The sequence below is a fragment of the Dyadobacter sp. HNCC25DJ183 genome (assembly GCF_056895175.1).
The window spans coordinates 175158-200625 of the sequence record NZ_JBXHAP010000003.1 but is presented as its reverse complement, the minus strand read 5'-3'; the positions used below and the strand labels follow the sequence as shown (position 1 = coordinate 200625).

General features: G+C 46.6%; 19 protein-coding genes. 5 read left to right on the top strand and 14 right to left on the bottom strand.

Going from position 1 to position 25468, the window contains the following annotated elements; translation table 11 throughout:
* The first annotated feature begins 2 nt into the window (after positions 1 to 2).
* Positions 3 to 854: a glycosyltransferase family 2 protein gene (locus tag AC1XTG_RS08270; protein WP_484841630.1), complete on the top strand. Its 852-nt coding sequence runs from the start codon at positions 3 to 5 to the stop codon at positions 852 to 854.
* Positions 855 to 859: 5 nt separating this feature from the next.
* Here the strand turns inward: AC1XTG_RS08270 and AC1XTG_RS08265 are convergent, their stop codons facing one another.
* Together AC1XTG_RS08265 and AC1XTG_RS08260 are read right to left on the bottom strand one after the other, a co-directional pair.
* Positions 860 to 2065 carry a glycosyltransferase family protein gene (locus AC1XTG_RS08265; RefSeq protein ID WP_484841629.1) on the bottom strand — a complete coding sequence of 402 codons (1206 nt, stop codon included), beginning with the start codon at positions 2063 to 2065 and terminating at the stop codon, positions 860 to 862.
* A gap of 12 nt (positions 2066 to 2077) precedes the next feature.
* The gene (locus AC1XTG_RS08260) at positions 2078 to 2902 is read right to left on the bottom strand and encodes a hypothetical protein (RefSeq protein WP_484841628.1); all 825 of its coding nucleotides are present in this window, start codon (positions 2900 to 2902) and stop codon (positions 2078 to 2080) included.
* A 419-nt stretch (positions 2903 to 3321) separates the two neighbouring features.
* On the opposite strand from AC1XTG_RS08260, the gene AC1XTG_RS08255 reads away from it, so the two are divergent.
* On the top strand, positions 3322 to 3921 hold the full coding sequence (locus tag AC1XTG_RS08255) for an FkbM family methyltransferase (protein ID WP_162242764.1): 600 nt from the start codon (positions 3322 to 3324) through the stop codon (positions 3919 to 3921).
* Between the two features lie 141 nt (positions 3922 to 4062).
* Positions 4063 to 4419, top strand: coding sequence for an Hpt domain-containing protein (locus tag AC1XTG_RS08250; protein WP_162242765.1), 357 nt, complete (start codon positions 4063 to 4065; stop codon positions 4417 to 4419).
* Here AC1XTG_RS08250 and AC1XTG_RS08245 read toward each other — a convergent pair.
* From AC1XTG_RS08245 to AC1XTG_RS08205, 9 genes are all read right to left on the bottom strand, one after another.
* On the bottom strand, positions 4413 to 5900 hold the full coding sequence (locus AC1XTG_RS08245; protein WP_484841627.1) for an O-antigen ligase family protein: 1488 nt from the start codon (positions 5898 to 5900) through the stop codon (positions 4413 to 4415). The genes AC1XTG_RS08250 and AC1XTG_RS08245 overlap by 7 nt on opposite strands.
* 11 nt (positions 5901 to 5911) lie before the next feature.
* Entirely contained in the window at positions 5912 to 6055 is a 144-nt protein-coding gene (locus AC1XTG_RS08240; RefSeq protein WP_484841626.1) for a hypothetical protein, read from the bottom strand.
* Positions 6056 to 6060: 5 nt separating this feature from the next.
* Positions 6061 to 7233, bottom strand: a complete 1173-nt coding sequence (locus tag AC1XTG_RS08235; protein WP_056289989.1) for a glycosyltransferase — start codon at positions 7231 to 7233, stop codon at positions 6061 to 6063.
* Positions 7230 to 9413 carry a GumC family protein gene (locus AC1XTG_RS08230; protein WP_484841625.1) on the bottom strand — a complete coding sequence of 728 codons (2184 nt, stop codon included), beginning with the start codon at positions 9411 to 9413 and terminating at the stop codon, positions 7230 to 7232. The genes AC1XTG_RS08235 and AC1XTG_RS08230 overlap by 4 nt, the downstream gene beginning before the upstream one ends.
* Positions 9410 to 10078, bottom strand: a complete 669-nt coding sequence (locus AC1XTG_RS08225; protein ID WP_056289996.1) for a TolC family protein — start codon at positions 10076 to 10078, stop codon at positions 9410 to 9412. Before AC1XTG_RS08225 ends, AC1XTG_RS08230 begins: the two co-directional genes overlap by 4 nt.
* Positions 10079 to 10124: 46 nt before the next feature.
* A complete protein-coding gene (locus AC1XTG_RS08220; protein ID WP_484841624.1) occupies positions 10125 to 11339 on the bottom strand; it encodes a sugar transferase in 1215 nt (404 codons plus the stop codon).
* 14 nt (positions 11340 to 11353) lie between these two features.
* Complete coding sequence (locus AC1XTG_RS08215) at positions 11354 to 11743, bottom strand: response regulator transcription factor (protein WP_056290003.1); 390 nt, start codon at positions 11741 to 11743, stop codon at positions 11354 to 11356.
* Positions 11744 to 12143: 400 nt separating this feature from the next.
* The gene (locus AC1XTG_RS08210; RefSeq protein WP_484841623.1) at positions 12144 to 13136 is read right to left on the bottom strand and encodes an energy transducer TonB; all 993 of its coding nucleotides are present in this window, start codon (positions 13134 to 13136) and stop codon (positions 12144 to 12146) included.
* Positions 13129 to 13713, bottom strand: a complete 585-nt coding sequence (locus AC1XTG_RS08205) for an RNA polymerase sigma factor (protein WP_484841622.1) — start codon at positions 13711 to 13713, stop codon at positions 13129 to 13131. Before AC1XTG_RS08205 ends, AC1XTG_RS08210 begins: the two co-directional genes overlap by 8 nt.
* Positions 13714 to 13849: 136 nt before the next feature.
* On the opposite strand from AC1XTG_RS08205, the gene AC1XTG_RS08200 reads away from it, so the two are divergent.
* On the top strand, positions 13850 to 15715 hold the full coding sequence (locus tag AC1XTG_RS08200; protein ID WP_484841621.1) for a YfbK domain-containing protein: 1866 nt from the start codon (positions 13850 to 13852) through the stop codon (positions 15713 to 15715).
* Positions 15716 to 15752: 37 nt separating this feature from the next.
* Here the strand turns inward: AC1XTG_RS08200 and AC1XTG_RS08195 are convergent, their stop codons facing one another.
* The 3 genes from AC1XTG_RS08195 to AC1XTG_RS08185 form a co-directional block, all read right to left on the bottom strand.
* Positions 15753 to 16226, bottom strand: coding sequence for a hypothetical protein (locus tag AC1XTG_RS08195; RefSeq protein WP_484841620.1), 474 nt, complete (start codon positions 16224 to 16226; stop codon positions 15753 to 15755).
* Positions 16227 to 16277: 51 nt separating this feature from the next.
* Positions 16278 to 20504 carry a malto-oligosyltrehalose synthase gene (gene treY, locus AC1XTG_RS08190; RefSeq protein ID WP_484841619.1) on the bottom strand — a complete coding sequence of 1409 codons (4227 nt, stop codon included), beginning with the start codon at positions 20502 to 20504 and terminating at the stop codon, positions 16278 to 16280.
* Between the two features lie 68 nt (positions 20505 to 20572).
* On the bottom strand, positions 20573 to 20950 hold the full coding sequence (locus tag AC1XTG_RS08185; RefSeq protein ID WP_056290024.1) for a response regulator: 378 nt from the start codon (positions 20948 to 20950) through the stop codon (positions 20573 to 20575).
* 194 nt (positions 20951 to 21144) lie between these two features.
* Between AC1XTG_RS08185 and AC1XTG_RS08180 the strand changes: the two genes are divergently transcribed.
* Positions 21145 to 25356: a two-component regulator propeller domain-containing protein gene (locus AC1XTG_RS08180; RefSeq protein ID WP_484841618.1), complete on the top strand. Its 4212-nt coding sequence runs from the start codon at positions 21145 to 21147 to the stop codon at positions 25354 to 25356.
* Positions 25357 to 25468 lie beyond the last annotated feature (112 nt).

Sequence of the window (25468 nt, the reverse complement as noted above, 5' to 3'; positions counted from 1 at the left end):
CAATGTCATTCTTTCAAAACCCGGACTGGCTGGAAAAATACAACTATCCCTACACTGCTTTCGACCAAATCCCCGACCAGGTTTTTGCTGAAATCAACCAGCGGCTGGATTCGAAAAAAGCAGCGGAGCCTTTGGTCACCGTGATGATTGCGGCCTGGAATGAAGAAGTTAACCTGCTTCGCTGCGTGGCAACGCTGTCGGATATGGCGACTAAATTTCCATTCGAGATACTGGTTGTCAATAATAACTCGACGGACAAAACACAGGAAACGATTGACAGCCTGCACGTTAGGACAGTTTTCCAGGAAATACAGGGACCTGGACCGGCGCGCCAGCTCGGACTCGAAAATGCACGCGGCAAGTACATTCTCCTGGCAGATGCAGATTGTTTTTACCCGAGTTTCTGGATGGACGATATGATGCAGGTACTCACACAACCCGGAGTGGTATGTGTTTACGGCAGATATTCTTTCATCAGCGAAGAGGGTTATTCCCGCTGGCAACTCTCGGTACTGGAAACGGCGAAAGACCTGATTGCAGAATATCGTCACTTGAACCGCCCCTACCTGAATACCTACGGGATCAGCATGGGATTTGTTCGTGAACCAGCATTGAAAATCGGCTTTGTAATGAAGAACGTGCGTGGCGAAGACGGCCGGCTCGCCTATGCATTAATGAGTTACGGAAAAATCAAGCAGGTAAAAGCAAACCGCTCACGTGCCTGGACAGGCGCGCGGACCTTGAAAAGGGACGGTAGTTTTGTAAGTCTTTTTACAAAGCGGGTTGTGAAAGAGATCAAAGGATTGCTCTTCAACCTGCATTCAAAAGCACCAAAAGAAATCGAGAAGTTGTAGCTGAATTACTTTTTCGCGAGTTCGGCGGCTAGCAATTCTGAGATTTGCGCAACCCGCTTTTCCCAGGTATTATCCGCAGCAACCTGAATTCGCGCCTGTCTTTTTTCCTCACTGTCCGTCTTCAACGCTTCATTGATCGCTTCCGAGAATGCGGCTGCATTTGAACAAAATGCGACGGAAGCCTTTGTAAATTCCTTCAAATCATCATTGAAGTTAATGGAAACCAGCGGCTTACCTGCACCCAGGTATTCAAACAACTTCAATGGGAAAATGGTAGCACTCACTTCATCCCGCTTAAACGGAAGTAGCGCCACATCAAATCCCTTGATCACAGCTGGCATTTCAGAATAAGGTACGCTGCCTGTGAAATGAACATTAGGCGCATTGAAGAACCAGTCCGGTATGTACGATTTATCCATCGGTCCTACGAACACGAAGCTTTTATCCGCATTCATTTTGATCACTTCTTCCAGCATCACATAGTCCATGCGTCGCTCGATGTTTCCAAAATAACCGATGACGGGCTTCCTGATATCTTTCAAAACGGACGCGACCGGCAATGTTGGATCCAGCGCCTTCTGGCTGTGGGTTACATCGGCTGCATTAGGGATAAAGTAGGTGTTTGCATTCAGCTTTTTACTTTGATTATAAAGCTGGCGGGCTGTGCAAAATACGATATCGCTTTTCCGAAGCAGCTGGTTTTCAGAAACTTGACCGTGACGCGCATCAAATGGAACAATGATCGGGTCAACACAATGGTAAGCGGCCAATTTCGGATGCAGCCCGTCCATTAAGCCCGGATAATGGAAATTGAAGGAGTTAATGAAAATGAAATCCTTGATATTGTATTTCCTGATAACCCTTTTAAGCTTGGCGCGGATCAGCAGTTCGTTAACTTTCAGCAAAGACCGGAATAAAAATCCCTCGGGTAAAAAATTAATAGATAATAAAACGGGCGGAATAATGACCTTGAAATTAGGGTTATCCGTATCAATTACTTTATCATCAAACACATCATGATATCCCTTACGTTTCTCATTCTCAGGCTCATTGCGGAGACGCATATAATCCTTTATGGTAAACGGATGTTCCACATAAAAAACCTGATTATCACGAGCCAGCATTTTGGCGATTGTATAATTCGTCGATTCGATTTTTGAATCAAACCGGGGCAAGCCAAAAATGATCAATTGTTGTCCCTCTAATTTCATCACCAATCGTTTTCAGACAAAAAATTCATTTACATAATTCCGGACTTCTTCATCTGTTTTTGCATGCAGGATCTTAGCTCCGGAGAATTGCGGATATAACTTCTGAAAACACTTAAAATGATGCTCGGGTCCCTTCCTGGAGAAGATCAGATTGGTCCCTCCAAAGTAACTTGCCAGGGTTGCAGTTCCACCATGAATGGATATAAACTTGCTTGCATTGGCATATACCATAAACTGCAAGTGATTGAAATTGTTGGCCTTACCCTTATTTTCTCTATAAAGATCTTCCATCAAGATAACCTCAGGATGATTTATTTTGAGCCACTCATATTCCTTCAAATCATACACCTCGCTGTTGTCCATAGTGATTTGTTCGGGGCGGGGACGATTGTAAATAATGGTATACTTACTTGTAAGTGAAGAAATTATAAATTCCAGAAGCTCGATGCTGTAAAAGCTTACCGGCGGGCCATCCCATTCCATATTATAGCGGTTTGCTATAATTACAATTGGCTTATCATAAATGTAAATATCATTCTTATAAACATCTTTCAGTGGTACCGGCAGCCACTTGGACATATTATAATCCTGGCTGTAGAGCACGCGCGGCATTTCAAAGTTCTTGTTACCCGGCTCCGTTCTGATATCGAATTCTTCGGTATGTTGTGGCGAAAAAAAATAGAGTTCTTTGGTGTACTTGGGGGCACTTGTACTTTTAAGTGTACCGTTTTTATAATGCCAATATGCAAATGGGAGAACAAATTGAAGTTCACACGCAAACTCGCCCTCGAATGAAAGTTCTTTGTATTTGGGTCGGAAAATATAATCTTTTAACAAATACTTAACCTGGACCAACTTGCAAGTATACGTATGGCGATAAAAGTACCTAAGATCCGGGGGTAATTTCCCGTATTTGATCAAGACAAAGAAACTCAGTATTTTGTTTAACATGGTTGAAATTCCTGATCCGAAAAAGGGTTCATAACTCTTACCTTCCACCAGTAAAAATACACAAGAATTAGATCCTGTTTAGCAAACTTGGGCTAAAAGTGCTAAATTTAGAAAGGGTAGTCTCGACCCAAAAATCATCAGCAACGATCTAGCTTGACATTACATTAATTGCCATGAAAAATCTTATACGATATCTGCTTCAAAAAACACTGTCTTTTAAAAATTATCTCTTCCTATTTTCCTTATACTCAATTAAAACCATTGAGGCTGGAAAATACGAACGGGAATTTTTATACTTTTTGAAAATGATTAAAAAGGACGGTATCATACTGGATATCGGTGCTAACATTGGAATTACCGCAGCGCCGCTCGCAAAGCACCATCCCAACGCAGAGGTTCACGCATTTGAACCCATTTCTGAAAATTTTTCTGCATTGGAAAGGGTTGTCCGTTATTTGAAACTGAAAAATGTAAAACTGTTCAATATTGCATTGGGAAGTGAGTCGGGAACTTTGAAGATGATCATGCCAGAGCGCGGAAATTCTCGGATGCAGGGATTGAGCAAAGCATATGAAGAGGGAGCGAATGAAAAAGGGGTTGTATACCAGGTCCCATTGAAAAAGCTGGACGATCTCTACCCTACCGAGACAAATATCAATGCGATCAAGATCGATGTAGAAAACTTTGAACTTGAAGTATTTAAGGGGTCGCTGAAAGTTTTAGAGAACAACAAGCCTATGATTTACTGCGAGTTATGGCAAAATGATAACCGCACGCAAGTATTTTCCCTCCTGGGTGGTTTCGGATATAAGTCCTATGTTTTTAACGAAAATACCGAATCAATAGAACCGGTGCAGATCTCGGATTCATTGCCGGCGGGCAACTTCTTTTTTATTCACGGCTGAGCCGAATAATAACTGAGGATGTTCGTTGGAAAAGCCAACGTGTTCTGGCAGATTGCTATAATAGTGTTAGCTTTGTAAATAATGCTGATCACAGATCAGCAACTTACTTATGAATAACCCCTCGAAAAAATGTACCCCGCAATGAACAACTCACACGACGAAACCTCATTGATTGATTTTGCTTATCTGCAGGAAATTACCGGCGGAGATGCCGAATTAAAAAGCGAATTGATCAGCATGTTTGAATCTGAAACTGTTATCCAGCTTGACAGTATCAGAACAAATTGCAAAGCAGGTGATCTTGACATGCTGAAACAATCCATTCATAAATACAGATCTTCTCTGTTTTCAGTCGGGCTACTTAATACCGCTGCCAAATACAAGGAAATTGAATCCGCTTTGAAAAGAAATGAAACTGTCCCGGATCTTGCGATTCAGCTTGCAGATTTGGAATTGGAATCGAATGCAGGTTTGGAAATTCTTAAATCTGATCAATAATTTCCCTTTACACTTTTTGCTGTTTCCTTTTTATCAATCAGATAGGTTGTGTGCACAATAGCTGCTGCAATGTAAAAAAGGATATTATTAGGAAATTGCACCAAAGCTTCCTGCGGAAAGTTGCCGATATTAAGTGAGAAAATAACCAAAGTCATCGCGAGACAATAGGTTCTTAGTTCCGGATTTTTAATGCGGTAAAAGTTATTGATCCCCATTTTTAATACCGAATACATTAAAAAACAAAAGATCAGTAAGCCGATCCAGCCCAGCTCGACAGCCACACGTATGTAACCGCTGTCAGGCGGGAAAGTTGCCAGGAAAGAATTCGGCGAAAATCGTGCACCCCAGGCACCGGTTGATCCCAATCCACCGCCAATGGGGTGTGTCAAAATGTAAGGTTGTATTCTCTTCTGGTTGGCCTTTCTTACATTGAAAGATGCATCATCGGAAGGCCGGAATGCAGTTTGAAAGCGCGCGATCGTCGGATTTGAGGTGGGGATAATGATCAGGATTATGATAAAAACGGCCGCCACGCAGGAAGCAAACATAATCTTTTTACTGAAATTCAGTAATGCGAACGGTATCAGCGAAGCGGGTACCAGCACATAAGCACCCCGCGTTCCGGAATAGAGCATCGCCAGAAGAAATGCCCCGATCATTACAACCAGGATAATCCTTTTGGCCAGGCTTTGTCTGGCCGACAATAAGGCGACGCATATCAGACTGGCGCCGACCATGGTGTAAGAAAAAGAAACCGGGTCAGAAAAAATCGAATATTTTCTCCACGCGCCATTGATATACAACAGGCTCACCTGCATGGGATCGCTCCATAAGTCGGCGAGCTCTTGCGGAGCGATGCCGATATATTCCTGCTTGAAACCATATATTGCACCACAAACTGCAAGTACCAGCCAGGTTTTCAGCACGATACGAATTGCTTCGACGGATCGGAGGTAGTATACAAAAACAAAATACATGATCGTAACTGCCGCAACAGACCGCACCGTGTACACCCAGGCCAGCCGGGACTCAGCCCAGGGATTTGCCACCTGGATCAGATTGTAACCGATCCATACCAATATCATGATGGATACCGGATTCTTGAATGTACTGATATTCCAGTCTCCTTTTTGTTTCAACTTGATCAGAAAACCGACGATCAGCAGTGCTTCCAGTCCGTCCATCAACGTTCCGAGCGGGAAATTGATACCGAACCGCAGGATAAAAAAGAGGAAAAAGCCCATGATCAGCAGCACCACAATACCGAATATCGGGTAAACAACCACTGCATACACCGCCGGAATAGCGACCATCGCCACCAGCACCATCAGGCCAGCGACCATTCCACCATAAATTGTAGCAAGCCCCAACCCGATCGCAGCCAAAGCCAGCAGCACCATACCGACCGGCGTACTTACCTTATCGATAATGGGCAAACGGATAGAGCGCCTCTCTGATTCAGCTGATAATTCGTATTTCAATATGGTAAGTATTAGAAAAACAGGATCTTGAAAAAGAAAACAAATACACTGACAAATGCGATGATGAGCGCGATTGTGCGCGTGAGCGTCTGAAGTTGTGTGAGTTCAGGATCGTTCGACTTTTTTTTGGCTTTTTGAGAAGGGAATACTTTCATCCTGATCAGGGTGCTTTACGGTAATTGTGCTTGGTTGCAACTGAAATCTTATTCGCTTTTCGCGCTTTAAGCAGCGAAAGCACCTGATAATACATAAAAACCGGAATGGAAGTAAGCGAGCGGAGAATGCGTTTGTCAACCGAACTGTCAAACAACGGAACAAGGAACCCGGCCACAAAAGTGAGCAAAGCTGCCAGCCACCACGCACTCATCAATGGATCGATCCAAAAATTCACAAGCATGAACAGTACTGAGATAATCAGAAAAATGAAAAGGGGCGGCCGCAAAAGCACAAACCCAAAAAGGAATTGGTTCCAGTTCAGGTTCTTTACTCCGCTGAAAATCAGATCAAATCCAAACTTAAAATACTTGAACCAGGTATTGATCCAGCGCGAGCGCTGGTTAACAAGCTGAGTTGATTCAGAAGTTTTTTCATCCCACACCACAGCCTCTTCCCGAAAAGCAATGCGGTGCTTCCGCGTGATGATTTCTTTTTGAAGTATTTTGTCAAAACCCGCACCCACTATATCCAGATTGCCGAGCGCCTCTTTGTACAACGCTACCGTAAACGCCATTCCGGAACCCGAAAGTGTCGCCGACGAGCCCGCTTCAAACAGCAGTTGACCATCATAAAAATGGTAGTAAATGTCGCGTGCAGCGTCCAGACACGCATAAACCGAGTCGAGGTTCTTTGCTTTACGTACACCCTGAACCGCCACGAAGCCGTCATTGAAACAAACATCCAGCTCGTTGAGCAGCTCCGGATCTACGATATTATCGCTGTCGATAATGACAAGCCGCTCGTGCGCTCTCCTGAAATGGTTGATCGCAAAAAAGTGAGAACGCGTATTGCTCGCCAGCACAGTCGGCGGGTGCAATACGATTACCCTGTCACTTTCCAGGTTCAATCCCGACGCGTCGCATTTGTCAGCGACCACGTACACCAGGTAATTGGAATAGTTAAGTTTTGATATGGAAGCAATTACATCCGGCAACTGCTGGGTTTGCTCATAGGTCGCTACAATCAGCGCGTAATCTGCTTCGGGGTGTTTCTCAGGTTTCCCGGTTGCTTCTTCTTTTTTGGTAAACAGATTAAACATCAGCAGCAATACCGGAAAAATCAGGTAAAAGCCGATCGCCATCTGGCATAACCACCATAAGAACCAGACTATTGTCATTCCGCCACGTGTTTGGAGACCCTACCCGATTGTTTCAAAATATCCTGCGCGCCGGTTAATACCCAGCCAGCCATTTTTCCATTGAGACCTTTCAGATACTCGATTTTTGAACGGTCGTCATAAGAAATACTGTGTCCGCTTTCAAAAACAGCCACAACCGCATCTGAGAATGTGATCCATTCCTTGGCTTTGTTCATCGACACGAGTGAACCTGCGTCCACCAGGATGGTATCATATTGTGTTTTCAATGTAGCCAGTGCTTCCTTGATCCTCGTTTCATCGGCGAGTTCAAGGAGCGAAACATCACCACCTTTATTGGCCAGGATCGAAATCGAACCATGCGCAGCAGTCGTGACCGTGTCTCCTTTGGTAAGGTAATCTTCCAGGTACCGCGAGCCTGTATTAAGCTTCGTGATATCAGCTGCATTGAAGTTTCCATCAATAATCAACACCCTTTTGTTGATCTTGGAAAATGCCCACGCAAGGCTCAATGTAAGCAAAGTTTTTCCGCTTCCTTCCGAAAGGCTGGTGATCGAAAGGATCTTTGGATCGGGAAATTCATTGTCCAGCTCAAAGCGAATGGAGCGGATCAGGTTCCTGAATAATTCGATTTTACCCTCACTCGTATGCTCATTCTGCAACTCACTGATACGGAAACCACCTCCGAGCTGATTAACAAAACCAAGCACCGGCCGGTCGGTCGCATTGGCAAGCTGCTGCGGGTACCGGATCGATGAGTCGAAAAAGTAAAGGATAAAGAGGATAAACAAGCAAAATGCGAAGCTGATCACTCCTGACAGTATAACCAAAACGATCTTTTTGGAAGGCTGTATTACACCTGGAAGTGCTTTTTCCGCGACTTTGAGTGTTACAGGAAAGCTCGACGCCAGCCGCGCATCGTTATATTTTTGCAATGCTTCCATATACTCGCGGCCTGCTATATCAATCGCAGTTTCAAACTCCTGCACCCGTGCTTCATTGGGTACCAGGCCGTCGAACTTGTTGTTCAGCGTTTTCAGCTCTGCTTCAATAGTTGCCAGACTGTTCGCCGCGAGGTCCCGCTCCACTTCCATGGTCAGCTTTTGGGTAACCAGGTTCTCCTTGAGCGAGAGCGGACTGTACACATACCTGTCAGTAGACTCGTTAATCTGTGCCGACAATTTGGTCTGGATCGAGTCGAGCCCAGCTTTATATTTCGGGTCAAAGTTGCTTTTTACATAAGCTTCATTCAACGCGCGGAGCCGCTGTTTTGTGGCGACAATGCTCTGGTTAATGCCCGAAACCGCACTTTCGAAGTATTTGCGATCATTCGCACTGAATCGATTGTCAATATTCCGGATCGCCACACCGTACGCAATCACATCTTTCTTGGCAACTTCTCTTCTCAGCTCAAACTCCGCCATTTGTCCGTACAAGCTTTTTGCCTGTTCGTCCAGGTTCAAAACCCGGTTCTTGATCTTATAATCACGCAATCCGTTCATCTGAACGCGGAGCGCCATTCTTTTTTGTTCGAGAAAATCGGCAAGGAAGCTGATGGTACGGTTGTAAGTATCCGTCAGCCTGGCAGAGTACATTTTGATAAACTCGCTGCTAAGCGTATTGATCACAAACGATGCCATTTGTGAATCGTCCGACTCGTATTCAATGTTTATAAAATCACTGTTGGACAGTCGGAAAATGGTCAGCTTCTTCTGCACAGACTCGGCGTCGTAGCCCATGTCCTTCAAAATAGCCAGCAACTTCTTCTCCTGCGGAACCGCTGGCGAGAGCTCCTGTTGTGTCTTGTACTTTTGCGTAAGCACATTCACAGCCTGGGCGCGGGCATTTTGGTCCAGTGCCTGTAAGTCTTTGGAAGCCGATCTGAAATCATCCTTCTCAGCCGCTTTCAGATCGTGAAGCAGTAACTGATAAGAAACCTGATCGAGTACCTTCTTTTGCGACATCATTTGTATGATGTTGTCAAACTTCCTGGCAATCTCGAAATCCTGCTCAGTGCCGCTGCTCATCAAACCCTGCTCCGTTTTGTCAACCAAGCCTGTTGCAATGCTTCCGTGCGATTTGAACTGGTCGGGAAGCGCTTTCACCAAAAAGTACGCTGCCACAACTGTGATCAGCGGAACAAAGATCAGTACGAACTTATTTTTATATAGTATTCTCAGAAATTGCGAGAGCTCTGTCATTTGATGTCTTCCAATTTTTGTCCCAATAATTCTTCCAGCGCGCTTTTAGAGATAAGCACATCTGCCTCCGCCGATACCTTGGCCTGCTGCCTGTCCGAAATGACCACCAGCGCTTTACTATACTCTTCCAGCGTGGTTTCGCCCTTTTCGTATTTGAATTTGAGCTCTTCGGCCAATGCTTCCACATCGTGCAATGCATCTGCCTTGATCCGCAGCAGCACTTTGTATTGCGCATAAGCAATGTAACGCTGCTTCACGTCGGCTTCCAGGTTCAGCATGTATGTGTCACGGTCGTGCTCAACAGCCTGCAATTCGCTTTTTGCCTGCTTGATCAAAGCCGGCTTTTGCAGCAGCGAGCCGATGTTCACGAAAAAGCCAAACTGGTATCCATTCAGGAAATTGGGATTAATGGAGCTCGCCAGCCGATCCGGGCTATACAGATAGGAGAATGAAAGGATTTCAAAATAGGAAAGCTTCAACTTTTTGGCATTGTAAGTGCCTGCATCAACCCGCGACTGATATAGCTTCAACTTAGGGTAGTTTTTCTTGGCGATCTCAACCAGCTTCTCTAAGTAGGGAAAGGAAAGTTCGTCCGACAATGCATTTTGTGCCTTTGCGGGAGCCAGTGAGATCAGGAAAATTAATAGTGAGCAGAAATATTTCATTGAGAGAATTTAAGTGAGTAGTAGTCAGGAGGGGTCGGGGAGGTATCTAAACGTTTTCGGATTGTAAAAGTGCGGGGAAGGTTTTCAGGATAATCTGCATATCCATTTTAAATGAAAACTCCTTCGCATAAGTAATGTCAAGCTGCGTCCTCTCCTCTTCCGACATATCTGCTTTTCCTTTTCCTCTCTTGGTAACCTGCCACAGTCCAGTTAAGCCGGCTGGTCCTGCAAAACGGAAAATCTTATCGTCGGTCGTCATTTTTTCAGCCTCATAAAGCGGCAGCGGCCGGTTGCCCACCAGCGACATATCCCCTTTCAGGATGTTGATCAGCTGTGGAAGCTCGTCGATACTTGAATTGCGCAGGAACTGGCCGAACCGCGTGATCCTAGGATCGTTCTGGAACTTCATAAATGCGGCTTTTTGCTCCTTTTGGAAGTGGTACAGCTTTTCGCAGATTTCCTTACCATCGTGGAACAGCAGGCTTTTGCATTGGTTTCCGGCCTGGCACTCCGCGCACAGCCCGCTGTGTTCCATCTGCTGTACCGGCTCCGTCGATTTGTTGTACATACTCAATGCGGCCATTTTGCGGATTTGCTGGTCTGCATCGGTACGCATGGTGCGGAACTTGTAGAGGTCGAAAATCTTGTAACCGCTACCCACCCTTTTGGATTTGTAAAAAACAGGCCCTTTCGAATCCAGGCGGATCAGGATGGCGACAATAATGAACACCGGCAGCAGCAAAAGGACAGCCGTGCCTGTGGTGATGATATCAATACTACGCTTCCATAAAGGCGTATGCGCACTTTGGTCGCCAATCTTCTGCAGTGCCTTGTTGGCAACATACCACTGTCTTTTCTTGAAGTACTTAATCCTGGTGATCAGGTCCCCATCGTCGAAGCGGACAGAGAAAATATCGTCTGCGTGCTTCTGACGTGCAGTTTCGATGGACGCGCGCGTCAGCTTGTCGACCATGAGTACAAACGGGATATTGCCAAAACCGGCAGAGCTCCGGATATAATCCAGCAGCTCAATGCCGCCGCTGTTCTCGTGCGCTATGATCACGTCTGCCGGAAAATTTTCCTGGAGTGCAGCAAGCAGGTTCTCGCGGCTGCTGAAATACTCTACCTGCAGGGAATCGGCGAAGCGTTCTGTGAAATTAATGTAATGATCAAAATCGACGTTCAGGTACATAACCCTGAACTGAGCTGTGTAAGACTTCGTCTCAGCGCCCGGCGTCTGGATTTCGCTTGCAGTTTCCATCTTTTCTAAACTGATTAGGAGTATCGTTTGGCGCGGCGGAGTATCGCATTGATCTTGGCGTGTACCTCCATCGGGTTAAATGGTTTCACCATAAAATCATCCGCTCCCAGGTTCAGGCACTGGATACGCTCGCTGCTCTCGTCGGAGCCGGACAGGATGATGATGGGTATCTCTGAGTAGAGGTTACTCGCTTTGGTCACTTTCAAAAATTCCTTTCCGCTCAGGTTGGGCATATGCAGGTCCGCAATGATCAGATCGGCGTGATTGCCTTCTTCCAGCCAAAGCATACCCTCTGAACCGTCACTTTTAATGATAACGTTAAAATCTTTCTTTAAAAAATGCTCTAATATTTTGGTGATACTCGGCTCGTCGTCGATGATCAACAAACTTCTTTTAATGTCCATGGTGATGTAAAAAATGAATCAAATGCTGGTATAGATCTAAAAACGTGTTGGTTAAACCATCAGAATTCATCGAAGTATGCGCTCAAACTAGTTGACTTCATGCCTAAGTATCAGATGGAATTATTTTGTAGATTTAGTCATAATACTTTTCATAACAAAACAGTAAGTTCAATTGTATTACACTGGTTTTGTTCATTCCTACTGTCCTTATTCATTGTTTAGGTTAATTCTAAGTTATTCAGGACAATAGCAAGCTATTATGGTTAAAGAGAGATGAGTTGTAGAGAGTAGGTAGTAAAATTATGCACTGGGAACTACATCACAAAAAATACCCGGCAGAATTTGAAAAAATTTTGCAAATTAATTCTACGTAAAATGTAACCAGTTGAGGCTGTTCGGATTATTTGGAAGCGTGGAAGTAAATCGCTACCTCAGCAGTCGCGTCGATCGGACTGCCATTCTGCTTCGCCGGAGTCCATGCCGGACCTTTACGTACAACATCGATAGCAGAAGAATGAAGGGATGATTTGCCGGTGGCTTTAATATCAGCAAGTGTCCCGTCGGCTTTTACAACGAAGCTGACGATCACCGTTTCGCTCCCCTCAAAAGCGGGTGTATTTTGCTGAATGTAGGAAAGGTATTGTTGCCAGCCTGCCTTTGGCTGCGGCTTATCAGTTGACAATGCATCGGAATGTTCACTCACCGCACCATCAGAAACAAGCCGCGACGAAGACCTGCTCAGCTTCGCAGGAGCCGCTCTTCCCAGCGACTGAATGGAAGAAGGAGGAGCAGAAAATGCGGAAGGTACAGGTTCAACCACAGCCACTCTGGCTTTAATAAAATCAGAATCAGTGCTGATATTCTCATCTAAAGATGGTGCAGCAGCGACAAGCGGCTCTGGCTTCGCCGAAAGTTGCTCAGCCTGTCTCCGCGCGGGGCGCTGCTTTTTCCCGGGCAGTTCGGGAGCTGCTGCAATAGGCGCTGCATTTACGTTTGCATCTGGCACCGGGCCGGCGGGCTTGATTACCGGCTGTTCAATAGGCGCAGGAGCCTTACTTACTGTTTCGACGGTGTTGTCTTTGGTCACAACAATCCACAGGATACCTGCGGTAATGATGACGGATGCGGCCGAGGCGTAAGTCCATAAACTGGTCTTCCGTGACCCATTCTCCGCAGTTCTTGCTGCCAGCTTAGCAGCCAGTTCGGCATGGAGCGTTTCGGCTTGGGCAGAGGTCGGATTGAGAAATGCAAATCCTTCATAAGCCTCCGCAAATGCAGGATCAGAGAGAAGCCGCTTCTCAAAAGTATGCTGCTCCTCAAAAGACATTTCGCCGCTCTGGTAGCGTGCAAAATCTTTCAGGTTAATGGGGGAACGTTGATTAAACTCAGCCATTTCTTTCCATACAAATTTTCAGGTTCCGCTTCCCGTTCTGGATATAGCTTTTCACTTTCTCTAAACCAAATCCCGTTTCCGAGGCAATTTCCCGGTAACATTTGCTCTCCATATAAAACAAGTTTACGGACAGCTTTTGCTCGGGCGACAAGGTTGCAATACACTTTTCAAGCGACACCAGCTGCTTGTCCTCAAACATATCCGTTTCCCCGGAATCAACTCCCGCCAGCTGCTCCAACGCCTCTTCCGTATGCTCCGCTATTGGAACAAACACTTTTGCCGAACGCAGCTGCATTAAACAGTAGTTCCTGGCCACCGAATGCAGCCAGCTGCTGAAATGCTGCACTTCATGGACCCTCAGATCTTTCACAAGCTTCTCGAAAATCTGCATTACTGCATCTTTTGAGCGGTTATCATCTTTAAGGTATTTGAAACAAATCCCGAAAACGGCATCCATATAAGGTTCATACAAAGTGCCCAGCAGCCTGAGGTCGCCGGATGCGCGGTACGCTTCCAGCAGCTCAGGCTCCGTAAGCGGATGCTGATGCTTTTTTGTAAAAACCTTTAAAAACCTCACATGAATATGCTTGAAGAAAATGCATTCAACTAACTCCTGGATGCAAGCCGCGGCTCTTTTCCATAAAAATTCTGAAAACTTTTATGGAAAAACTTTCCGGCCTGCATCCAGTCAATAAACTAAAACTTTATTAACCATGAAAGGAAAGATCGTAATACTCCTCGCTTTATTCCTAAGTGCTTTTGCCGTGGTACCCAACAAGGTTATCAGGGGGCAGGTAACCTTTAATAATCAGCCGGTAGCAGGCGCCCGCATTTCCCTCGACGGCAGCAAAACAATTGCTACCACCGATCAGCAGGGAAAATTCACCATTTCCATTCCCGATTTCACCAAACCGCTCCAAGTAGCAGCTCCGGGATTTAAAACGCAGCTGGTTACGATCACCTCCTCCTCTTTCCTGGATATTATGATGGAAAAAGCAGAGGCTAACTTCGATAAGCAGCGACTAACTGCCGGCACTTACGAGCAAGCCGTAAAGAAGGTGAGTCCTCAATTTGCAGGAATGTCCGCCCCATTGCCATCTTCCAATGTAATGCGGCGCAGCAGTCCGCTGACAGATGTCACAAATGAATCTTATAAGCTGATCAACGAAAATGGCTTTCAGGTAACAGGCCAGCAGGCAGTTACTACCTTCGCCGCAGATGTGGACCGGGCTTCTTACAGCAATATCCGCCGGTACCTCACCAACGGCAACCTCCCTCCTGCTGACGCAGTGCGGATCGAGGAAATGATTAATTACTTTGATTACGACTACCCGCAACCAAAAGGCGATGCACCCATTGCGCTTACCACGGAACTGACTGACTCCCCCTGGAACAAGGGACTTAAACTATTGCATATCGGTATGCAGGCGAAAAAAGTAGCTGTACAAGATCTGCCAGCTTCCAACCTGGTGTTCCTGGTGGATGTTTCCGGGTCAATGAATGATGAAAACAAACTCCCGCTGGTGAAGCAGGCGCTCAAATTGCTGGTGGGCCAGCTGCGGGAGCAAGATAAGATCTCCATTGTTGCTTATGCCGGCGCCGCAGGCGTCATCTTACCTCCTACTTCGGGAAGTGAAAAGTCGAAAATCAAGGATGCACTTGACAATCTGGAAGCAGGTGGCTCTACCGCGGGAGGTGAGGGCATCGAGCTCGCTTATGATCTTGCCGCAGCACATTTTATAAGCAAAGGCAACAACCGCGTGATCCTGGCGACAGACGGTGACTTTAATGTGGGTGTTTCCAGCGAGGCAGGCTTGCAGCGGCTCATCGAGCAGAAAAGGAAAAGCGGCATTTTCCTCAGCGTAATGGGTTTTGGAATGGGCAATTACAAAGATAACCTGGCTGAAACGCTGGCCGACAAAGGAAATGGCAATTATGCATACATAGACAACCTGCAGGAAGCAAAAAAGGAATTTGTGCACGAATTTGGCGGTACATTATTTACGGTTGCCAAAGACGTTAAAATCCAGATTGAATTTAATCCCTTGCACGTGCAGGGTTACAGGCTGATCGGCTATGAAAACAGGGCACTCAAAAACGAGGAGTTCCACGATGATAAGAAAGATGCGGGAGAAATGGGCGCTGGGCACATTGTCACTGCGATTTACGAGCTTATTCCGGCAGGATTTAACAGCGAATACCTACCAAAAACAGATCCGCTGAAATACCAGAAAAACAACATTTCAGCAACTGGAAAAACAGACGAAATGCTCACGATCAAAGTTCGTTACAAAGAGCCTGACAGCGAGAAAAGCAAGTTGTTTGATCTGCCGGTAGGTAACAGCTCGCGTCCATTTGCAAGCTGTTCAGAGAACCTCAGGTTCTCCGCAGCAGTTGCCGAGTTCGGCCTATTGCTCAGAGATTCGGAGTTCAAAGGCGAAGCTACTTACGGAGATGTGATCAGCAAGGCGCAAAATGCATTGGGGAAAGACAGTGAAGGTTACCGGGCTGAATTCGTGCAGCTTGTAAAAACGGCGCAGTCTTTACAAGACCCGAAGGAAACTGCAATCAAGGAGTAATAAAAAGAGAGAGAGCCTGATCGGGCTCTCTCTCTTTTTATTTTAAGGATCTGAACTTCAATGCGATTTTGGTAACGTTCGGGTAGTCGTAGGCGGTGCTCTGGGTTTTCATGATAAATGAACTTTCATCGACATCGCCCGGAGCGATTGTCCAGTCGCCGGGCGAAGGTGGCGCGCCGGGCAGGCCAACCGTGATCTTGTTTTCATTCAACTTCCATTGCAGCTTGAACGGTTTGGATTCCCCCTTGAATACGCCTTCAAAATTCCCGTCTTTACAGATTTCAACAATCTCCATGTAACGTTGAAAATCAATCCCGCCGAATTGCTGCGTCATTTTCCCATTCTCAAATGTAACTGCATCATTTACCCTGATCTCATCTATTTTCCACTTCGGAGCAGCAGTAAGAAACTCAGCAGCTTCCTTTGAATCTCCGGCCGTGTTGTTGCAGGAAATCAGAAATGTAATCAGTGCAAAGAGCGTCAGCAAAGACGGAAAAACGGGATTTCTCATTGATATAAAACAGGATTGGGCCCACAAAATAAAAGGTATGTGGGCCAAAAACTAATCACGGTTGTACAATTGTGCCAGCTCGGCCAGGAACTGCTGGTCCTTTTCACCATACTGATCAGGCAGTAACCGCCACGCCCAGTTGTCCTCATTCGAACCCGGTACGTTCATCTTCGCACTTTCATCCAGGTTGAGTACGTCCTGCATGGGCAGTATTGCAATCTTGGCAACAGATTGATAGATCAGCCGCGCCATTTCTGCGTACGCATTCTCCTCGGTCACTTCCTTGCCGGTGTAGCGTTCCAGTCTTTCTTTCACACCTTCCTCAGCTGACTGCTTAAACCAGCCGCGCGTGGTATTGTTATCGTGCGTACCGGTGTACGCAATGAAGTTGAATGCATAATTATGCGGGATATGGTCCGACTGCGGCATGTTTTCATCGAATGCAAATTGAAGTACCTTCATCCCCGGCAATGAGAATTGATCGCGCAGCTTATACACCTCCGGCCCGATCTCGCCCAGATCCTCCGCGATAAAGGGCAGCTTACCCAGCGCAGACTGGATCTTTTCAAAAAACGCCGCATCGGGTCCAAGCTTCCATTTCCCGTTTACGGCAGTTTTCTCATCACCAGGTACTTCCCAATAATCAGCGAATGCGCGGAAATGGTCTAGCCGGACAAGATCAAACAACTCCACATTCTTTTTCAAACGATCTATCCACCATTGGTAACCCTGCTTCTCAACAACCTCCCAGTTGAACACGGGCATTCCCCAAAGCTGACCATCGTCAGAAAAAGCATCCGGCGGCACACCAGCCACTCCGGTGATCTTACCCGATTTATCCACGCAAAACAGCTCTTTATTCGCCCAAACATCGGCAGAATCGTAGCTTACGTAAAATGGAATGTCACCCAGCAGCTTAATTTCCAGATTGTTGCAGTATTCGCGCAGGCTTTTCCATTGCTTGTCAAAAATGAACTGCTGCCATTTAACAAACTCAATAAGCTCCGACTGCGTACTTTCAATTTCCTTGATAGCAGCTTCGTCGCGCATCTTGAACTGGTCCTGCCATTCGTACCAGGGCGTACCGTCGTGCTGGGTTTTCAATACAATATAGGTCGCGAAATCCTGCAACCACTCTGCATTCTGTTCACAAAAATCATTGTAAGATTGCTGGTCACCGGCTTTGTCCTGCTCTTTATATGCCGCAAAAGCTTTTTCAAGAATTTCCGTCTTAATCCGGTTTGCTTCTTCATAATCCACTTTTTCTGACGCGTCCATATGGAAGTCGGAAAGACTTTCAGCATCAAGCAAACCTTCCTCCGCCAGCAGTTCCGGACTGATCAGCAATGGATTTCCCGCGCGGCTTGATACGGCGCTGTAAGGCGAATTCGCCTGTGAAGGTTCAGTCGGATTGAGCGGCAATAACTGCCAGATACGCTGGTTGCTCTTGTTCAGAAAATCGGCAAATGCAAATGCCTCAGGACCCAGGTCGCCGATCCCGAAAGGAGAAGGAAGAGAGGTAATGTGCAGTAATACACCAGCTTTACGCTCATTATCCGGCTTTGACCCTTTTAGCAAACCAAATGGCAACTTACCAAACACCTCCGATGGAACCAGTTTGCCTTGCCACTCCCCTTTTTGTTGTGTCAAAACATCCAGCCATTCCGGTGCAAGTCCGTCAGGCAACACCACGCTGGTATCCTTCCAGTCTATCTCGAAAAAGGATGTTTGCTGTTCCTTGCAGAGCGCCGCAATGTGCATTGGAATCACTACCACGTAGTAATCCTTCTTGTGTTTCCGGGCAAAAGCCATTAAATGGTTTTTGTATTCGCCCCTGGTTTTCAATGGAATGTAATGTCCCTCCTTAAAAATATGGGCTTCGTCCTTGCGCAAATGGAAGAGCTGCGCAGTAAGCCACAGCTTGATTTTCGCATTATATCGTTCGTCCCATAGCTTTTCCAGCAGGCGGTCAGATTCGTAATTTTCCAGTTCGTTCAGCCATTTGGTACGCTTTTCAAAATCGGGCGCGCGACGGTTGTCGGGATCGACGAGTGAAAAATCCCACAACTCGCAGCCCTGGTAAACGTCCGGGATACCCGGAAGCGTGAATTTGAGCAGTACCTGTGCCAGTGAGTTGATCAGGCCATAATCTGCTATATCGCCCAAAAATCCCTGAAAATCTTTGTAAAAAGCGCTGTCGCTTTTCAGCAATGCAGCCGCGAAATCTTTTGCTTTCTGTTCATATTCCTCATCCGGCTCCGACCATGAAGAGTTTACTTTTCCTTCCCGCAAAGCTTTTTGCAGGTACTCGGCCAGCCTGTTTGAAAAATCATCCTCGTCTTCACCGGGCATCGGATGCGCACCGGTTATTGTTTGGTAAATCAGGTACTCGTCGTTTGCATCAGGACCTTTCCCTCCTTCTCTGAGATCAGCAGTCAGCTTACGCCATTGCTCTACCTTTTCAAGCCAGCCTTCGCCCAGGTCTGTCAGCACATTCAGTCTCGCACGCACATCTTCGCCGCGTTTGGTATCGTGGGTAGAAGTTGCATTCAATGCCAGCGGCCACTTTTGCTGGCGCTTGGTCATGTAGTGATGAAAATCCTTTACAGTCACGCCAAACCGGTCTGGAAAATCACCTACCTCATTATGTGCGATAAAGCGATTGTTGGTATACATCAAGGTATCCTCCCCACCTTTCGCCATCAGGGGACCGGAAAACTGCATGCAACGCTGGTAGAATTCAAGTGCGCGGCCATTGTATTCTTCATCTTCCTGTTCACCAGGCGTTTCAATCATGCACTTTGCAAACAGCTCCGCTGGTTTGGCCAGATCCGGATGGTATTCAATTACCTCTTCAATAATGGATTTCAACGCCGCAGTTTCAGGTTCTGAAAGTGGCATCTGGTTTCCGTAATACCGGTATACCGGACAATGCACCAGGAATTCGCCGATGAATTTTTTCAGGTTTCCTTTCCCGGCGGCTTCCAGTTCGGCGTTGGTTGCAAGTTCCAGCTCAATAAATAGCTGGTACAGGTTTTCAAGCTCGCCCCCCATGTGCCCGTACAGTATCTCCGACTTTTTACTTAGAAGCTGGTCATGAATTGGCTTGTCGGAAGCCACGAGCTTTTGATAGAATGCATCAAATGTCTTCTCCGCCTCCGGATTTGACAGGAGGTTATTGATCATCGCAAGAAACTCGTAGCCCGTCGTTCCCTGAATAGGCCAGTTTTCCGGCAGATCTTCCTCTTTTTCAAGGATTTTTTCAGCAATAATATAAGTATCCTCTCCTACCGCATTCCTTAGTTTATCAAGGTATAAATCGGGATCAAACAGCCCGTCGATGTGGTCGATGCGCAATCCCTGGAACACGCCTTCTTTTACAAGCTCTTTGGTCAGTCTGTGGTATTCGTCAAAAACCTCGTCGTTCTGCATGTTAAGGCAGATCAGCCCGTTTACCGTAAAAAAGCGGCGGAAATTGATCTGCTCCTCTGTTTTCTGCCAGTGGCAAAGCACGTAAGTCTGCAAATCGGCTACTTCTGTTAACAGCTCTTTGCGCGCATTAAAATGCGCCAGGGTCTCGTCGATGTACTTTTTGATCTGCTCATTTTTGTATAAAGACGCAAGCTGTAACATCAGCTCGTTCCACCTTTCCGAAAACACATTCGGATCTTCTACTTCATGGATTTCTTTCAGCTGCGACACAAACTGCTGCATCGATTGCGGCTGATCATTTTCTGCCACAGAAAAAATGCGCTGGTAAGATCTCAGATTGAGCGGGAAGGCGCCGCCAGAAAATTCAAGCATCAGCCTATTATTGGTATAAACCAGCTGTAATTCTCCGCTCTCAATTACTTCTGCAAGATCGTTTGCCAAAAAAGGCACCATAATCCTGCCTTTGAAGAGCCGGTTATTCCAAGCGATATCGAAGAAAGATGCGTAGCGTGACTGCGTTCCCTTTTCGAGCACATCCATCAGCCACGGATTATCGGAATGGAACGCCATGTGATTGGGAACAATGTCCTGCAACCAGCCGACGTTTCCTTCATGAAGCTTGCTACTGATCTCTTTTAGCTGTTCTAGCGTACCCAGCTCGGGATCGATATCGGCCGGGTTCACCCCGTCGTATCCATGTGTACTTCCCGGTGTAGATTCCAGGATAGGCGAAGCATATATAGTACCAACGCCCAGTTTCCGGAAATAGGGAATCAGTTTTTCGAAGTCTTTAAATGTAAATGTATTATTGAACTGTATGCGATAAGTAGATGCAGGATGATTCATAAAATGCTGTTTTGGATCTGACCCTGCCCTTTAAATATTATGCCAGACAGTTTCAGCGCAGCATTGAATCACGCTTGCAGCAGCGACCTCAATAAAACAAGGTCCAGCGGCTTGGGTAGCAGCCTGATGATAAATGGATTGCTCTCGGCCTCGGCGAAATCGTTTGGGTCGACGGTGGAAGAAATCATGAAGAGCCTGATGCGGTTTCTTACTCCGGCAGGAAGCAGGCCGTAATGTTCAGCAAACTGGAAGCCGTTCAGACCGGGCATTTGCAGATCGAGCAATATCACAGTCTCCGGCATTTCATGACTCTGCTGCACGAGGTACTCTTCCGCCAGCTCAGCCGAGCTGAATGTAAGCACACTGGAAGCCAACCCGCTTTTCAGCAGTAGCTTCTCCTGTGTGAACAGGTCGAATACGCTATCATCAATTATTATGAATTCCATGCATGCAGGGAAATTGGGGTCATAACAAAACCTTCTGCCAGACGTAAAGAACAATAAATGTAGAAAAATAAATTTTTGTTTTACATTTAAGTGTAATTGTAGAATTAGTTAACAAAAGGAGACCGATGTACAATTTCTAACGCCTATCCCTCCCCTGAAATGTCTGACTAATACTAATTAGGTGCTGATTGCTAATGAAAATACCTCTGCTGCTTTGTTTTATACTCACGTTTGCATTTTCCGATTCCAGCGCCCAAGCCAGAAATCGTCCTTTTCGCCACCTTACGACCAATCTGGGCCTCTCTCAGAATAATGTGAACTGCATTGTCATGGACAAGCGCGGTTTCATGTGGTTTGGCACCCAGGACGGACTGAATATGTACGACGGATACCGGTTTACGGTTTACCGTCACGACCCGCAAAATCCTAAAAGTATCCCCCACAGCTACATTACGGCATTATTCGAGGATAATAAAGGAAAGTTGTGGATCGGGACGAATGATGGCGGGCTGAGCATTTACAATTACCAGCTGGACAGTTTCACCAATTTTAGTCACGACCCCGGGAATGCAGGAAGCCTGGCGAACAACAAAGTCACCTCCATTGCACAGGACCCGTCGGGCCGCATCTGGATAGGGACCGCTGACGGGCTGAGTTTTTACGATTCTGTAAAAAAGCGCTTCTCGCATTACAGACACAAACCTACGGATCCGAATTCGATCAGCCAGAGTTACGTAAGAAGTGTGCTTGCCGACAGTGAAGGAATGGTATGGGCTGGAACATTGTCGGGCGGATTAAACAAACTCGACCCTAAAACCGGCAAGTTTACGCATTACCGACACAATCCTGCGGACAAAACCTCACTGGGTCCGGGTGAGATCAACAGCATTTATGAAGACAGAAATCAATATCTCTGGATCGCTACGGAAGGCGGCGGGCTGAATATGCTCGACCGGCTGAACGGGACTTTCAAGAAGTTCCGCAATGATCCGGCGAGGCCTGAGAGCATTTCACATAATGATATTCTGTCTTTTGAAGAAGATAAAGCCGGCCGACTCTGGATAGGCACGCGGAACGGGGGTATCAACATTCTCGAAAAAGACGAAACCTTCACAAAATATGCATTCAGCAAAGCCAATGCAGAAGGTATCAATAATGGATCGATCTACTCGATGTTTTGTGATAAAAACGGCACGATGTGGGTGGGTACTTTCAGCGGAGGTGTGAATATCCTGGATCATGAACCGCTTAAATTCAGCAGGTTCAGAGGCAGCGGGGCGGTACAGCAGGGTTTGAACAACGACAATGTACTTTCTCTTGCCGAAGACCTGACCGGACAAATGTGGCTGGGTACCGACGGCGGCGGGGTCAACGTAATGGACCCCGAAACGGGCAGCTTCAAACATTATATGCACGTGCCTGGAAACAATGCATCCGTTGCCAGCAACTTTATCACCTCCGTGATCCGGGACCAGGAAGGAAAGATCTGGATCGGGAATTACAAAGGCGGATTAAGCTTCTTTGACAAAACCACCGGGAAGTTTGTCAACCTGAATAATAACCGCAGCCTCAAACCGATTACCGCGAATATTTACGCCATGGTCGACGACCGCAAAGGGCACATCTGGATCGGGAGCTCCGCCGGACTGCTGCGGTTCAGCAAAGCCGACTACTCTTACATTACCTTCAAAAATGACCCTCGCAATCCAGAAACGATCAGTAATGACGTGGTACCTTCTGTATATATGGACAAAGCCGGCCGGCTTTGGCTGGGCACGGAAGGAGGAGGATTGAACCTCTACAATGAAAAAACAAACACCTTTTCACGTTTTGTACATAACCCGAAAAACCGCAAGACAATCAGCAACAACCTCGTTAACTGTACGCTGGAAGACAGTAAGGGAAATTTGTGGGTCGGTACCAACGGGGGTTTGAATTCTTTAAATACAAAAACGAAGGTCTTTACCTCATTCACCCAGCGCGACGGGCTTCCCAGCGACCTGATCTGGGGCATTCTGGAAGATACGCACGGAATGTTGTGGATCAGCAGCAATAATGGTTTGTCAAGATTTGATCCTGTTACCAAAAGTGTCCGCAACTTCGATATCAGCGACGGCTTGCAGGGAACCTCCTTCAACAGGATGGCGAGCTATCAGGATAAATCCGGGAAGATGTATTTTGGCGGGCAAACGGGACTTAATATCTTCCATCCTGACAGCATTCGTTACAATAAATTCATCCCGCCGATCTATGTTACAGATTTTCAGATCTTCAATCAGTCGGTGAATGTAGGCGATGGTTCGGTGCTGTCAAGGCACATTACCCAGACGCGGGACATTACCGTTTCTCATGAAGACCTGATGCTTTCGTTCGAGTTTTCGGCGCTGAATTACACATTACCCCGCAAAAACAAATACGCCTACAAGCTGGAAGGGTTTGACAAAGACTGGATCTTCTCCAATACGACAAGAAAAGCGACTTATACCAACCTTGACCCCGGCGATTACCTGTTCCACGTCAAAGCTTCCAACAATGACGGCGTATGGAATGAAACGGGTACATCGATCCGGCTGCACATTATCCCGCCTTTCTGGCAAACGTGGTGGTTCCGGATTTTGGGCTTGCTTGTTGCTGCGGCATGCATTTACCTGCTTTATCAAGCAAGGGTAAAGGTTATAAAAAATCAGAAGCAGGTTTTGCAGCGAAAGGTATTTCAGCGTACCAAAGAAGTTGTGCGACAGAAACAGGCACTGGAAGAGCAAGCAGCTAATTTACACCAGCTCAATGAAGATTTGCAGCAGAAGAACATTCACGAACTGCAGGCAAGAAAAGAAGCCGAAAAAGCGAATCAGGCAAAAAGTGTCTTTTTGGCCACAATGAGCCACGAAATCCGCACGCCGATGAACGGGATCCTAGGAATGGCGGTGCTGCTTTCACAAACCGAGATGACAGAAGAGCAGTCTGAATATACCCAGACGATCATCAGTTGCGGCGATGGCTTGTTGACCGTGATCAACGACATTCTGGACTTCTCGAAAATTGAGTCGGGCAATATGGAGCTCGAACATAAATCCTTTGACCTGCACGAATGCATTGAAGAGGTACTTGGGATTTTCGCCGGAAAAACGGCTGATCTCGGCCTGGACCTGGTGTACCAGATTGATCCTGATATCCCTTCCCAGATTATCGGGGACAACCTCAGGTTGAGGCAAATCCTGATCAATCTGGTCAGCAATGCTGTAAAATTCACGCATAAAGGGGAAATCCTCGTGAATGTAACGCGGGAAAGCCCGGCGCAGCAAACTCCCGAATTCAAACTAAAATTCCAGGTTCGGGATACCGGGATCGGTATTGAACATGAAAAGCTCGATTTGCTCTTCAAAGCATTCTCGCAGGTGGATTCGTCACATAGCCGCAAGTATGGCGGTACCGGTCTCGGCCTGGTAATCAGCCAGCGGTTGACTGAATTAATGGGCGGAGAAATTTATGCAGAAAGTGAGCCTGGGAAAGGCACAAGCTTCTTTTTCACTATCAAAACTACGGCCGGACTCGATACCGGCGAGCTTTCAGAAGCAACAGACGGAAGCGAAAATGCGGGCAAACAGGTGTTGGTTGTTGACGATAACAAAACCAATCTCCGCATCATCGAAGCACAGCTTAAATACTGGAAACTGGTACCTGTGCTGGCATCATCGGGGCAGGAGGCGCTTTCAATGCTGAATGCCGAACACAAAATAGACCTGGTAATTACCGATCGGAACATGCCTGGTATGACCGGCGTAGAGCTTGCCCAGCAGATCAGGGGCAGGTATCCCGAGTTGCCTATCGTGCTGCTTACCTCAATGGGCGATGAGACGCGCAAGAACTATCCCGGCATATTCTCTTCTGTTTTGACCAAACCGGTGAAACACCAGAAGCTCGGTGAAGTGGTCAGAAAACAGCTTTCCAGACAGGTTACTACCTCTGACTCCAAAGCAACTGCGCAAAATGTGCTAGCAACGAGCTTCGCTGCCGAATACCCCCTCACGATCCTCATGGCGGAAGACAATGCGATCAATGAAAAGTTGTTTGTAACGGTGCTTTCCAAGCTCGGCTATAAGCCCGTAGTGACTAGAAACGGAAAAGAAGCTACTGTGGAAGCTGCAAAAAACGCTTACGATCTCATTTTCATGGACATCCAGATGCCGGAAATGGATGGGCTGCAAGCGACGGGCATTATCCGCAGGCAACCAGGCCCGCAACCTTACATTATCGCTATGACCGCGAACGCGATGCAGGAAGACAGGCAGATCTGTCTTTCGGCCGGAATGGATGATTATATAGCCAAGCCGTTGCGATATGAGGAAATAAAATCTGCATTACAGCGCGTTTACCAGCAGCGCTACACGGTCTCCGACCTCAACTGATCTATTTAACCGATAAGCAGGTTAAAAGTTTCATTTTCAAAATGGTATACGTACACAATGTCCGTCAAACGTATACTTTTGCCTGGATGGGTTTGTAAAAAACCATTTCTGC